This is a genomic window from Thermosporothrix hazakensis, assembly GCF_003253565.1.
GTDB classification, from domain to species: domain Bacteria; phylum Chloroflexota; class Ktedonobacteria; order Ktedonobacterales; family Ktedonobacteraceae; genus Thermosporothrix; species Thermosporothrix hazakensis.
In genome coordinates, this window is record NZ_QKUF01000003.1 from 314,742 (window position 1) to 329,073 (window position 14,332).

Annotated in this window: 7 protein-coding genes; 5 read left to right on the forward strand and 2 right to left on the reverse strand. The window is 52.5% G+C overall.

Annotation, left to right across the window (positions count from 1 at the left end):
* Window positions 1-427: 427 nt before the first annotated feature.
* The 3 genes from EI42_RS08085 to EI42_RS08095 all read left to right on the forward strand — a co-directional run bounded on the left by EI42_RS08085 (window position 428) and on the right by EI42_RS08095 (window position 9,192).
* Entirely contained in the window at window positions 428-5,539 is a 5,112-nt protein-coding gene (locus EI42_RS08085; protein ID WP_170142451.1) for an NACHT domain-containing protein, read from the forward strand.
* A gap of 129 nt (window positions 5,540-5,668) precedes the next feature.
* Window positions 5,669-7,699, forward strand: coding sequence for a WD40 repeat domain-containing serine/threonine protein kinase (locus EI42_RS08090; protein WP_111320683.1), 2,031 nt, complete (start codon window positions 5,669-5,671; stop codon window positions 7,697-7,699).
* Window positions 7,700-8,049: 350 nt separating this feature from the next.
* On the forward strand, window positions 8,050-9,192 hold the full coding sequence (locus EI42_RS08095; protein ID WP_211326075.1) for a sensor histidine kinase: 1,143 nt from the start codon (window positions 8,050-8,052) through the stop codon (window positions 9,190-9,192).
* A gap of 4 nt (window positions 9,193-9,196) precedes the next feature.
* Here EI42_RS08095 and EI42_RS08100 read toward each other — a convergent pair whose 3' ends face one another.
* Window positions 9,197-10,156, reverse strand: a complete 960-nt coding sequence (locus EI42_RS08100; protein WP_111320687.1) for an FAD-dependent oxidoreductase — start codon at window positions 10,154-10,156, stop codon at window positions 9,197-9,199.
* Window positions 10,157-10,771: 615 nt separating this feature from the next.
* On the opposite strand from EI42_RS08100, the gene EI42_RS08105 reads away from it, so the two are divergent.
* Window positions 10,772-12,247, forward strand: a complete 1,476-nt coding sequence (locus EI42_RS08105; protein ID WP_111320689.1) for a catalase — start codon at window positions 10,772-10,774, stop codon at window positions 12,245-12,247.
* Window positions 12,248-12,403: 156 nt separating this feature from the next.
* Here the strand turns inward: EI42_RS08105 and EI42_RS08110 are convergent, their stop codons facing one another.
* Window positions 12,404-13,270, reverse strand: coding sequence for a hypothetical protein (locus tag EI42_RS08110; RefSeq protein WP_111320691.1), 867 nt, complete (start codon window positions 13,268-13,270; stop codon window positions 12,404-12,406).
* Between the two features lie 510 nt (window positions 13,271-13,780).
* Here EI42_RS08110 and EI42_RS08115 point away from each other — a divergent pair.
* On the forward strand, window positions 13,781-14,332 hold a 552-nt coding region (locus EI42_RS08115), incomplete at its 3' end, for a PAS domain-containing protein (RefSeq protein ID WP_249033452.1).

A 14,332-nucleotide genomic window follows, 5' to 3' on the forward strand; every position in this document is an offset into this window, starting at 1 on the left:
CGTGAATCATGGTGAAAATAAAACTTTTACCAACCAAGCCAGCCAATACCTCCTATTGGAGCACAACATTCCGAAAAAAATCTGATGTATCGCCGGCATTGAAGAACAGAGAAAAAGGAGAATCAATCAGTACCGGGTATTCGTTAAGCGGGCCTGCCAGGCAGCAGTGTACTGCGTAACAAGCCCCCTGGTACTAGAGAGGGAAGGTCAGACATTGACGTGAGCAGTGTATATGGTAGCATACAGGTGTTTCTCCCATTGAGAGGCAAGAGCGTCAGATGCAGAGATGCCAGAAACGCCGCTTTTCAGTGTGTTTCTGAATGAAGCGTGTTATACTGTTTTCACCATATCCCGGAAAGGTATCAAGGAAGCAATGCTACAGGAGCAACAACCGCGAAGGAACACGGATGAGAGAGTACAACAGCTTTTGACCATAGGAACAACACGCCCGATGTGGCTGCTGCCCCTTCTGATGAGTGTAATTGTGGCTGCTGTAGTAGCCATACCACTCTATCTCTTCATTGGTTTTGTTGTGTTAAGGGCAGCGAGCTTTGCAGCACTCATAAAGATTCCCTGGTTGCTGATTGGTGTGGGATTGCTGTTCCTGGTGGTTGCTTTGCTTGTATTCTTTGGAAGAAAGCCTCTGGCTCTTCTGCTCTATTTGCGGAAGGTCAATAAAGAACAGAAGGAATCTCGGGCTCTCTATACTCCTCTCAAGGCACTGACTAATATTCATCGTACCGCTGAGGGCCAGGGCAAAGTGGAAGAACATATTTCTTTACTGGATCTGAGCAGAGAACAACGTATACATCGTCTGATCCTCGGCGTTCCCGGAGCAGGAAAGACAATGGCACTCCGTGTCTATCAATATGAAGCCGCTCAAAACCCGCTCTCCGTGGTCCTGCATCGGGGCCGGATTCCTATCTTTGTGCCCATGAAAAACTATGGCCTGTTTCTGGAACAACAGGAAGAAGAGCAGGAAACGAGCCTCCTGGACTATCTGGTCGAGAGCGATCTTCCCGGGATTCGGACTCTTGCCCCATATCTGCGAGAACTGGCGCGAAGTGGACGGCTGCTGTTACTGTGTGATGGCCTCAATGAGCTTGATCGGAACTATCAATCTGCTGTCAGCCGGGAACTGGCCGGTTGGATGCGTGAGACCGGAAACTGCATTGTGATGACATGTCGCGAAATTGATTACAAGGGACAGAGCGAGTTCAAATTGCTGGTCGAGAGCGGTCAGGCCGAACTGGCAACGATTCATCCATTGCAGCCCGAACAGGTACGTGAGTTCGTCGAGCGCTATGTCAAAACACAATCTGAATGGCACCATTCTGATGATGAGATTATGGAGGTTATTGACCGTAGCCGTTTGCGCTATCATTGCACGAATCCGATGATGCTTGTCACGCTGATGGAGATTATTGACCAGATCGGGGTGGAACGCGGCAAGCAGGTAGACACCCGAGGGCGGCTTTTGCGCGAGTGGGTGCGACAGGTGATCGTGAAGGAGCAGAGACGCTGGCAGCACAACGCTCCAGATGAGCAGAAGTTTATTCAGATGCTGGCGATCATTGCCTGTGCAGCCCGGTGTGACCACAATCGGAATGCGTTGCAGCTTGGTGTCTCGGTTGGGAATGGCCGGGGCATCAGTATGACCCAGAGCGCCGACGAACTGGTTTTCTGGCTGGCAGATCACCCACCTCATGGGCCATTTGAGCCTGATAACGAGACGTTCGAGAGCCTGGATCGCGATGAGGTTGAGCTATGTCTTCGCTTTGCGACCTCCGCGAATCTGCTGGATATCAGTCAAAAGGGTATTCTGAGCTTCCGGCATGAGCTCATTGCTGAGTACTTTGTTGCTGAGTATTTCTGTATGGCCACGGATGAACGCCGGATCGCGCATGCACAGTTGCGCGAAGATCTCCTGAAAGACCTGAGCCTCTGGAGCGAGCCGGTTGCTATCTGGGCAGGCCTGCTGAAAGATCCGCTGGTGCTTGCTGAGTGCTTTGCGGCAGCAGGTTTGAAGAACGTACGCTATATCTATCAGGGGCTGGTCCTGGCGCTTGTCTGTGTTGGAGTACTCTGGACACCGCCACAGGCCGAAAACAGACGCCCTGTACATCTGACAACGAGCATTGAAAATGCCCTGGTGACGGTTGTCAGGAATAAGAACAGTCGTGAAGCGGTGGCTGGCATCCTGAAGCGCTGTGTTGAGGAGGGGGGAGATGAGGTCTATCGTTCCCTGTTGCCCTTGATCTCCTATGAGGGCATCGATGAACTGCTTGTCCTGCTTGATAGAAATCTTGTCCCCGATCTGCTGTTCACCTATCTCCTTGATATGGTCGATAGTAGCCCCAGGGAAATGGTTCTCAGGATTGCGCGTGTGTTGGGGCGCTTTGGCTCTATTGTGGTGGAGCGGGCGATCCGCCTTGCAGATCCCGGGAATAAGACGCTGTTGCGCGAGGCTGCCGCTGATATTCTGGGAAGAACGCGTGATCCTCATGCTGTCGAGCCGCTGATTCAGTTGTTGTACGATACAGAGATTCAGGTTGTGAATCGGGCTGCGAACGGACTGCTTCGGCTCGGTCATGATCTCTCGCTCTCCCGTCTGATCGCGGTCATCGAAAATACTGCGCTTCCTTCTGACCGACAGATAGCACCCGAGATCCATGCCCTGGCGCACGAGGCGGTCTTAAAGATTCTAGAACGTTACCTGATGGAGCAGAATGTCTACAAGCAGTTGACGCGTCGCCAGTATCTTCAGGTTTTAGAGTGTATCTTTAGAGTGTTGACCGCGCCTTATGAGAAGGAGCACAAGGTCCAGACGCTGGCCTGTGCAATTCTGATCCGCCTGGGGCGCGATACGCAGGGGGTGGGAGCACGCGATAATCGTTGGGAGAAGGTGCTAGAAGCTGCGGTTGATGGGCTGCTTCAGTCCGAGGTGGGGCAGAAAGATCAGGTACTGATGCACCACTCACAGTACATTTTGCAGCATCTTGGCTCGCTGGCAACACCCCATCTCCTGAAGCGCCTGAAAAATGCGACGGAACAGGAACGTATCCGTATCGTTGAGGTGCTGAAAGCAGTCAGAGATCAACGTGCGTTAACCACTCTGTTGCGCCTCGTCGCCGATCCGTCATGGCAGGTCTATACAGCGGTTGAAGAGGCCTTATGTGCTTATGCGCCGGAGAGCATCCCGGGCGTGCTTGATATCGTATTGCGTCATCAGCGAGAGGATATTGCGCAACGAGCGATCCGGATTCTGGTTATGATTGGGGAACCGGTTGTGACACCAATCATTGATATCCTCTTTAATATTGTGCCGGGACGCACGCGTTTGCTGGTTGAGACTCTGGCACTGGTGCGTGACCCACGAGCAGTCTCTCCCCTGTTGACCCTGCTTCAGAGCTCGCAGCAAGATACACAATTGATGGTGGGGATTATTCATGCGCTCAGTTGTTTCCCAGAGCAAAGAGTGGTCGCACCGCTCTTAAAGCTGCTTCAGGACCCTGAGGTCCGCATTCGAGAGGAAGCAAGCACCTCGTTAAGCGTGCTCGGTCCTCTGGCGCTTCCCGATCTGGTGGTTGCGCTTGAGGAGCCGCATGACCCCTCATTCATCGAGCGAGTTCAGCGCACTATCCTGATGATGTCGCCGTTCCCGGGAGAAGAGCTTCTGGAAGCGTTACGGGTGGGCAGCGACCTCCGAGCCGAACGCATCAGATCGATCTTCAAAAAGCAAGGAGGCGAGGCTGCCAGTGTGCTGGTGCGTCATCTCTTGCATGAGGATCAGCGAGTACGTCTCTATGTCTATCAGACGTTGCAGGGAATGGAGGGACGTGATGTGGTCCCGGCGCTGATAGAGGTCTTCCATCTCCCGAACTTCCAGCGGCTGGTGACGCCGCTTCTGCTCAAGCACCCTGATGTCTCCATTGGGTTGCTGGTCAATCAACTGGCCGACGATGAGCAGGGAGAAGCCGCTGCTCGTCTGTTGCCTGCCTTTGGCCCGGATATTCTTGAGGCGCTGCTTGTCGGCTTTGAGCATCAGCAAGAGGTTGCAAACGAGCGGGCCCGTGAGGTCGTTTCGGTCCTGGTACAGGAAAGTTCAGATCCACAGGGGATTGTCTGGCGACTCGTCAAATTGTTTCCGCATACCCAGGGAAGTAAGGCTCGCGACAAGCTGCATTTATTGTTGACCGAAGACCTGGCCGAAATCAGTCTCCCGGCGCTCTTGCAGGGACTTGAACAGGCATTGCTTCAGGCTGATTGTGCTGTCGCTTTAGTGACACTTGCGTATAATCCACGATATCAACAACAGGTACTGGAAAGCTTGATTCAGGCGCTCTTTATTGAGGAGCGCAGAAGAGGAGCCGCGCAAGCTCTGATCGAGTTAAAGGATTACGCTACAGAGGAGGTCGCGGAACTCCTGACGGCTCAGGGACCGGTTGCACTGGTCGCACAGGATATCCTGGCAAAGATCGGCATCCCCGCCCTGCCAGCACTCTGGAAGAGGATTACCAACCAGCGTGAGCCTGCGATGCGCTATGCGGCACTGGAGGCGTTCCAGAAGATCCCGAATCGGGTGGTGGCTGGAGAACTGCTTTCTTTGCTCTCATCTGATGAAACGCCAAAAATGGTAATGGGCATGTTCTTCCTCTTAGAGCGAGTTTGGGAGGAAGAGAAGAATCACGAGGCCGAGATGCTGCATACGCTCATTCAGTATGTACAGGAGCATGAGGACAGCAGGGCGAATGCACGTGTGATGGCAACGCTGCTGCTGGCCGGTGAACAGCAGGTCGCGACTCATCTGCTGGATGTGTTGAATAATGAAGATCCGAGACGCTATAGACCGCTGGCGTATCTCTTCCTGCTGATGGGACGTCGTTCGCAGTTCTTGCTTGAAGATGCGTTCACCTCTCCTGAGACGGTGGAAGAGCTGCGCCCGGAACTGGCTGCTCTGCTTGGTCTTTCGGTGGCTCCGACTGAGATTGCGCATCTGGCGCAAGATCTCAGCAGTTATGGGGTATTTGATGCACAGGGAACGCTTCGGGACCCGCAGGGATTGGAAGTTGCGCTTCGGGCTCTGGGCGGTTTGCTGGCGGGTGGTACCTGGAATGTTCAGCGCTTGCAGGAGTTGTTGCAGAGCAGTGGACCCAATGAGCCTGAATATGAGCTCTTCGCGGTCCTGCTTGGGCGGCGCTTTATGCCTCAGCTTGCGCGTCTGAAGCGTGAACTGGCTGCTGAGCGGGATGCACGGCGTCGTGAACGGGAGCAGCGAGAGCAAGCTGATGTAGAAATGTCACAGAAGATTGATGCACTGATGGATGAACTGGCAAAGCTGCGTGTTGAATATGAAGAGAGCCAGGCAGAAAGCGAGAAGAAAGAACAGGCGTTGCGTAAAGCACAGCTCAAAGTCAGAGATTTAGAGGATCAGGTAGAGCACTTAGCACGTCGTTGCGAACAACAGAAAAACCAGCTTGAGGAGATGCTTCGTGGAAGTGTCCCTTCAAATAAAGGAAAACAGGGCAAGGCGCAATAAGCAATAAAACAAATTGAACATGTAGAGAATCAGAAGAATTGAGAAATAGAGGGAGAGAATCGTCTGGTAAAGTAAGGGGTAGTAAAGCGTAACTGAGAACGGAAACACGACAGGGTGAGGTGTGCAAAGATGGAAAAAGCACCCAGACAGATAGAGCGATATGAGTGTCTGAAACCCTTGAAAGAGGGTGGTATGGGTGATGTCTGGTTGGTTCGAGACCCATTACGCCGGGATACACTGGTTCTGAAATTGATGTGCCCGATTAAGGATGACGAGCGCCTGAACGAAGAGGCAAAAAGGCGCTTTTTACGCGAAATCGAGCTCGGGCGTAGCCTGAACCATCCGCATATTCTCTCTATTCTCGATTCTGGTTGGACCTATATTGGTACGCAACGGGTGCCCTATCTGGTGGTTCCGTATAAGCCTGAAGGCTCGTTACTAAATCTGGCAAAGCGGGCGCAGCCGTGGTCTTTAGTGCAGATCGCAGATATGATTCTACAGGCGGCTGAAACGCTCTGGTATTTGCACAGGCACAAGCCTCAGATTGTCCATCGCGATGTCAAGCCTGCCAACTTTCTGGTTGAGAGTGTCGGGAGCGCCCGAAGAGCTGCCAAACTCTATCTTTGCGATTTTGGAATTGCCCGTATGCTGCATCGAGGGGTCGAGGTGGAAGAGGCCAGCGGATTCATAGGCACATATGAGTTTGCTGCACCCGAGCAGATTGATGGGCTTGTTTGTTGTGCTTCAGATCAATATTCGCTGGCAGTAATGGCTTGCTGGTTGTTGACAGGGCGCTATCCTTACCGGGTAGCTGATCGCCAGGAGTATCGCGATGCCCATAGACATCTGGCTCCTATCCTGCCAAGCAGGCTCAACCCGCAGCGCATTCCGGCAGGGGCGATCGATGAGGTGATTCATCGAGGATTGGCAAAGAAGCCAGAAGAGCGTTTTCCTTCTGTCCTCGCTTTTGGTAAGGCGCTCTACAGTGCCATTGAGGCCCTCACTGAAGATATGACGGCTGCCGGGGCACGAAGCTATGGTGAGGTAATCTGGGAACCGGGTGCGATGCTGGCTCCCGGCACGTCGGCCAATTTCTCGGTACAGGAGCGAGATGAGCGTGAGATCATTGCACCAGATGTCATGATTGAACTGGACCCGGAAATTACCAGCGAACGAATTCTGGATGAGCCGTTGCCGGAGCCACGGGACGCAGAAGACCCCCTTGAAGAGCACAAGCAGGCCCAGGGGCCATTTTATACCCCTTTGCCCGTCAAATTGGTCAGAAGCTATGGGATAATGGTGACGCCAAGAAGCCTGCTCTGGTCGCCAACGGGTGCCCTGTTAGGCTGCACTTGCTATGATTATCCGCCCTTGATACTTGGACCGGAACGCAAAACACAGCTTATACAGGTGCGTTCCGCCCTTGAGGCCGCAGCGCTCTGCTGGTCTCCCGATGGAAACATTGTGGCAGTCAGTGTGCCGGGTGGACTTGCCTTCTGGGATGTGCAGCGACAACGACCCTACCCGCTGATGCTTCCCTATGAGGGAAGACCAGTTAAGGCGCTTGATTGGTCGAGGCGGGACTGTCTGGCCGTCTGGCATGGCAGCCAGATAGACCTTTACGCAATAACGCCCGAAACGCTGTCTGGCCGCTTGCTCGATCGTTATGAGACGATTATGACACCGGATATGGTTGCTGAAACGGTCGGGGTGATGCATTGGTCTCCAAAGGGCAGTCTCCTGCTTGCGGGCGGTCAGAATGGGATGGTGGCCTGCTGGCGGGTTGAGGGGCGCACGATCCGGAGGAAAGTCCTGATAGAGGCTCAGCGGGCCGTAACAGCGGTTGCCTGGTCGCCTGATGGCCGCTGGCTGAGCGCCGCCTTTTGTGACAGGAAAGTAATAAGCTGGCATGTGGATAATGTGACACGCCCCTATCTCTGGACTGAGCTGCCGGGCTCTCCGCGAAGCATTAGTCTCACGGGAGATGGGCGCCTGATGCTGGCTTTACGGTGTCAGGCCGTGCTGGTGGGATCTCCCACCGAGAGCGCTCCTGACGCGATTTTGCCCGGAAGACAGTTAGTTGCTTGCTCACCAACGACGAATGAGGTCGCGGTACTGAGCGAGACGCGAGAAAACCTGATCGAGATATTCAAGGGATAAAGCAAGGGTTTCTTTAGAAGCCCTGTATACTCAGCAAGGTGAGCTATTGATGGGTTTATATTTCTGTATATTTACGAATGGTGAATAACAGGAGTATACTTGAGGTTAGTAGCGTAATGCCACCTGTGAAAACGAGTGCAAAGCAAGAAGGCATTCGTTTGGCTGGTATCTCTTCCTCTGAAAAAGGGACGCTCAGAGAAGTGTATCAGGTGGATGTGGATAGACAGTGAGAGATCTCAGGGCCATCATCTTCCCTGACCACCAGGGTGCCCGATTTCTACAACTCTTTGTGAAAAACGGGGCGTCTGCTCCTGCATGGTAACAGTATGATTGATAAACACCAAAGACAAATGGACGAGCACAGAGACGACGTTTTCTCATCAGTAGCACGATTAGCTGTGCACACGTTGCGCTGTTCCTGTGCCTATGTGTGTACTCGTGCTGCCATTCCAGATGCTGCAATGAACGTCGCTTGCTTTGTGTCGGGCGGGGAAGAGCTTCAGCAGCAAACCATCTCACTTCCTGCTGAGCTTGTGGAACGATGTGTTCCCGGTCAGGCGCTTTTGCTGGAGCAAGAAGCCTCGTTACTGCTGCCGCTGGAAATCGGGGCGCAAGCGGTATTTCTGGTTTTGCGAGCGCATCCAGAGTCCCCCTGGACACCTGAAGATGTAGCTCGGGCGAACCGTTTTGCGGATGCTGTGGCCGGGCTTTTTCAGGAAGAAGGTCTCTCTCCCAATCAGCGGATGAGAGCTTTTCTTGGCATCGTCAGCCATGAGTTGCGCACCCCACTGACCGCAGTCAGCATGCACCTTCAGGTCGCTCGAGGGTTACTGACAAAGTGGCTTCAGGAGGAATGTGATGCTCAGGTACAGGAGCGTCTGCTTGATCTCTCACACCTGCTCACTCAGGCTGGAAGTCAACTGAAACTACAGGAACGTCTGGTCGACGATTTGCAGGATGTCACCAGGATGCAGACCAACCGGTTAGAGTTACGGCTGCTGGCCGGTGATCTGGTTCGAGTGGTCTCGGAGAGTGTGGCGGCGTTACAGGCTGCATTTCCGGCGCGATGCATTCAGCTTTCGCTGGCAGTGAAAGATGAGCTTCTTGTCTTTATGGATGCAGACCGTATCACTCAGGTTATTAATAACTATGTCACGAACGCGTTGAAGTATGGGCGCAGCGATGGCCAAATAGAGGTTTCCCTTGAGCGCAGAGAAACCTGTGCATATGTTGCGGTACACGATGAGGGGCCCGGTCTGGGTGCGGAAGAGCTGGAAAAAATCTGGGAGTGGTTTTATCGGTCTGATGCGAAGGCGTTGGACCCCGCTACTCAGGCGATAGGCGGGGCTGGTCTGGGCCTGGGGTTGGCGTTCTGCCGCAGGATCATCGAGTTACATCAGGGAGCGACAGGGGCCGAAAGCAGGCCGGGTGTCGGCTCAACTTTCTGGTTCACCCTGCCTCTAGTGTTGAATGCAGCTCCCCTGGATCCATAAACGTTCAGGCTGTGTGTTGTTTAACGAGCGTGACAACCTCTGTTGCACATCCCCAGGAAAGCGTTACACCTGATCCGCCATGTCCATAGTTATGCACCAGCAGGCGATCAGGGACGGGGCGCTCGGCTTCAAGACGAATGCGCGAGCGCAGGGGACGCAGCCCGCACTGGACGCTCAGAATATCTTCCGGCTTGAGATTGGCAAACTGTGGGGCAAGGTTGGCACAGCGTTGTAAAATGCCACTATTTTGTTCTGGAATAATACTCGTGTTTTCATTGTTTTCTTCATCGACACCACCGAGAATGATATCAGAGGTGCGTGGTACAATGTACGCGAGTTTGTTAGGCCCCTCGTCGTCTACAATGACGCGCTGGAAGCCGTTCTGTTTGATTCGAATGGTCTGGCCTCGTCCGGCATGGATATCGCGATCTCCAACCAGTTCGCGGGCTCCCAGGCCGCTACAGTTGATGACGATTGGGTATTCGGTCAAAGCGTCGCCGAGCGTAGTCACAGTTTCCCGGGTAATGAGTCCGCCTTCCTGCTGAAATACCTGCATTAAGTAGGGAAGGTAGCGACTGGTATCAATGACAGGGGTCTCAAAGACATAGCCATCGGCGTACCCTGCGGGGAGCTCGTCCGGTGTGGCATGTCTGAAGCTCTCAACGGCTTCGAGCCACCAGGGATCACCGACAGGCGCAGGCTTGACTTCCAGAAAAGAGCGCATCAGCACCCCTGTTTCCGGCTTTGTAGCGTGAGTCTGAAAGATACGAAACGCGATTTTGCCCCACGCGGTAATTCGGTCTCTAGGGAAGGCATTGTAGGGATACCAGACCGCGGCTGCGATGTTTGAGGTGGTATTGGGTGGCAGGTCTTTTGCCTTGATATGTACCGAATATCCGGCACGCAACAGGCTGATCCCGGTTGTCAATCCGGAGATGCCACAACCGATAACCAGTACTTGCATAGGTTCTGTGCTCCTGTTCGTAGCGAATTAAGAAAAGAGCGCTGTACAAAACTGAGTTTAGTAGACAACACGAGAACTGTTCCTGACAAGGGAAGCCCTCTCAGGAAGCACCTGTTCCCTGGCAGAATGGACAGGTAGTGGTTGGGTAAATGGTACTATATGGCATCTCTTGTCATACGACGAAAACAGTAGTATACTGTTGTACGTAATAAACTTGCAAGAATTGAGTTGAAGATAATGACCGGCCTGTTTGTATTGCTTTTTATGCGCAGGCAATAATAGGCTTGGAGACAGGCAAGGTTGTTCTAAAGAAGAAGCCTTTCGCTGTTTAAAGCCGCTTGACATCCTGGTTTTTCTCTGGTACGCTTGTTCAAGCAAGGGACAGGTTCCCCTGAGAGAAAAGGAGAAACAGCGGTGTCTTTCTGCTGTTTATTCGTTTTCATCCTGTAGGCTTGCCGTGGATGAGAGGCGATCGACTATGAGGGCCTTATCCGTTTTCAAGATGGGGGTTGCCCTGAGTGATCGGGACAGCAGAGCTTACTCAAGCGGTAGCGTTGTTGTCTTATCTTTGGGGGATGGTATTGTCCTCTCCTCGGAAATGTAGAAAGGTTTTTCATGGCTGACGAGAAGAAAAATTATCTAACGACTGATTTCGGTATTCCTGCTCCGGATAACAAAAACTCGCTGACTGCGGGTTACCCTGGACCCACCCTGCTTGAAGATTTCCATCTGATTGAGAAGCTTGCTCATTTTGATCGTGAGCGTATCCCGGAGCGTGTTGTTCATGCAAAGGGCGCTGGTGCACACGGTTATTTTGAGGTAACTCATGATGTGACTAAATACACGAAAGCAGCTTTCCTGAGCGAAGTTGGAAAGCGCACTCCGCTCTTCGTTCGTTTCTCGACCGTAGGCGGAGAGAAAGGTTCTGCCGATAGCGCCCGCGATCCGCGTGGTTTCGCTGTCAAGTTCTATACCGAAGAGGGGAACTATGACATTGTCGGCAACAACACTCCGGTCTTCTTCATTCGTGATGCGATCAAGTTCCCGGACCTGATCCATACGCAGAAGCGCAACCCACAGACAAACCTGAAAGATCCCGATGCATTCTGGGACTTCTTCTCTCTGACTCCTGAGTCCCTGCATCAGGTCACCATCCTCTTCTCTGATCGTGGCACCCCGAAGACCTATCGCAATATGGACGGCTTCGGTTCCCATACCTTCAAGTGGATCAACGCTGAGGGTAAGGCGCACTGGGTCAAGTACCACTTCAAGACCGATGCTGGTATTGAGAACTGGACTAACGAAGAGGCGATCCGCATGGCCGGTGAGAATCCCGACTATGCAACACAGGACCTCTTCGAGCATATCGCATCTGGCAGAGAGGCTACCTGGACGCTCTACGTGCAGATCATGCCGCTTGAGGATGCTGCAACGTATCGCTTCGATCCATTCGATGTCACTAAAGTCTGGTTACATAAAGATTATCCGTTAATCCCAGTTGGTCGCATGGTGCTGAATCGCAACCCGGAGAACTACTTCGCCGAGGTTGAGCAGGCCGCATTTGCTCCGACCAATATTGTTCCAGGTATCGGGTTCTCGCCTGACAAGATGCTTCAAGGTCGTATCTTCTCCTATCCGGATACGCATCGCCATCGCCTGGGCACAAACTACGCGCTGCTGCCAATCAACCGCCCGCGCGTTGAGGTGCAAAACTATCGCCGTGATGGTGCGATGCGTTTCGATGATAATGGTGGTTCACGCCCGAACTATGAGCCGAATAGCTTCAATGGTCCTGTTGCGGCCCCTCAGTTCTATCAGAACGAGGAAGAGCTGCCAGTCCAGGGCACCGCGCGCCGTGTCGCCTATAATCTGGAGGATAATGACTTCGTGCAGCCCGGCATGCTTTATCGCTTGATGAGCGAGGATGAGAAGGCACGTCTTGTGCATAACATCGTTTCGCATATGAAGAATATCAAGCACAAAGAGATTGCCGAGCGTCAGGTGAAGCTCTTCTATCGCGCTGATCCTGACTATGGTGCTCGTGTTGCTCGTGGGCTTGGCCTTGAGATTGAGACACCTGTTGGCGATTAAGTTTATGCAGTATGAAAGCTCTGCCCGGACAACTCCGGGTGGAGCTTTTTCAATAATAAGGGATAGAGGCTCAAGTAGGTAGAAAGAGAGAAGCCGCTGTTCTGCAAGAGATGACAGCAGCTTCTCTGGAGAGACAGACGGAAATGAGGTGATCTGCTAAACGATTTCAATCGTGCCGTCTGCCCGCTGAAGTTCTGCCCTCTGGACCTGAAAGGCCAGTACATGATGTGCTACTGAGCCGTGCAGCTCTGCTGAAAGGGTCTCGATGGGCTGCATGCGTGCCTGACCGCTCAGACAGAGGGTATGCTGTTGCTGGATATCCGGGAGCATCAGAGAGCAATGCATGTTGTTTGTCGTCACGGTCGGAAATATATGAGAGACCTGTTTCAGGTACACGGTCTTTTCTTGTGGGCTTACCGCAAGCATACTGAATAGAGAGCCTGCGAACATTGCGCTGTCTCTGAGGGTCTCCGTCCAGAAGAAACCAAGCTGCTGGCAGGGGAATGGGATGGTTGTTGCCCCGCTCGTATGCTTCAGCATTTGATACAGGGAGAGGATGGCACATGGGTATGCAAGAGCCTCTTCTTTGTTCTCTAGAAGTGATTGCGTCGTTGCCTGCGTGACCTGGAAACGCAGCCAGGCGACACCGTTCTTTTCAAGTAGCACCATCTCTGCAATACTTCTCACATTCAGGCATTGCCGAAGATCATGGTGTAGAAAACAGAGGCCCGGAGTGACTATTTGTTGCATGCTCAGAGCACGGCAGAGATATAAAAAAGTGGGCATGGTATGGAACTGCTGGTTGATCTGTACCAGACAGGTGGAAGCGTTGGGCGCATAGGCAATATCTCCCGTTAAGAACAGGCCTCGAAGGCCCCCGCATGGATCTGTACAGCCCAGAGCACAGAAACGACTTGCTGTAATAAACGCTTGCGCCTCAGATGAGAGCGGAATGGTTTCATTCTCCTTGGTTGGTCCTACTACTTTTTGTTTAGCGTGTTGTGATAGGTGTGAATGTGTCAATCTAAACACTCCCAAAAAAAGAAACAGGTCATCTGGTTCATGGGGAAACTGCTGAAAAGGTGCTGCCAAGCACTTGATCCAAGTATATCATAGACATTGAGAAAAATGTGTTACTGTCCCTAAAATGAAAAAGTTGTAATTTTTTATTGTGTGAATCATGGGGTGTACAAGCGTGAGGATGCATCAGAGAGACGCGTTCTCTATGGATGAGCTAAAATACGAGCGCGATCTATCCTTGCTATCCCCCTTTACTCTCATCGGGTGATGGAGTATTATGTCAACAGATGTCAACGTACTGAAGAGGAGCACAAGGGGATTCCAGAAAAAGCCTCAGCGGAATATGGTCTCCTTGTCAGTATGGGACTTTTTCTGTATACTTTGAAAAAACAATCTGTTGAGTTCTAAACAGAGACAATGCATGAAATGCATCGTACATAGAGCGGACGAGGACACGATCAGGTCTACCTCGTCAGAATGGCTGCCTTGTCAATGATGGGAGGAATATTTCTGATGGCCGATAAAGCGGTATCCTCTAATACCTCAACCACCGAGAAGATGGACTCCATGAATGATGTGGGGACCAGTTCTCGATCTCTGGATGCTGATAATTTAATTAAGAACGCACCTGATCCGGTGTTCGTTTCAGATCTGGAAGGAAAGATCTTGCAGGCGAACGACGCGGTGTATGAGTTGCTAGGATTCCGTACAGACGAGGTATTGGAACAGTCGCTCTCGCGCTTTATCAGCCCGGAAGAGACCCGTGAGTTCACCGCCGCGTTACGGGAAGTGATCGAGAAGGGGGTAACGCGAAATGCGCGACTGAATCCGCGGAGCGCATCGGGGGAAGTGATTCCCACAACGCTCAATGCCTCGGCGTTGCGTGATGCAGATGGCAAAGTGATAGGAGCGATCGGCATCCTGCGCGATATGCGAGAGCTGGATAAAGCCCGGGCCTACTCGGATAACCTGATCAAGAACGCGCCAGACCCGGTGTTTGTTTCAGATCTGGAAGGGAAGATCCAACAGGCGAACGACGCGGTGTATGAGTTGCTGGGGTTCAGG

Bases quoted from the DNA above. Each gene is read 5' to 3' on its own strand.
- EI42_RS08105 (WP_111320689.1), top strand. From the start codon at position 10,772: ATGGCTGACGAGAAGAAAAATTATCTAACGACTGATTTCGGTATTCCT.
- EI42_RS08095 (WP_211326075.1), top strand. From the start codon at position 8,050: ATGGACGAGCACAGAGACGACGTTTTCTCATCAGTAGCACGATTAGCT.
- EI42_RS08090 (WP_111320683.1), top strand. From the start codon at position 5,669: ATGGAAAAAGCACCCAGACAGATAGAGCGATATGAGTGTCTGAAACCC.
- EI42_RS08100 (WP_111320687.1), bottom strand. From the start codon at position 10,156: ATGCAAGTACTGGTTATCGGTTGTGGCATCTCCGGATTGACAACCGGG.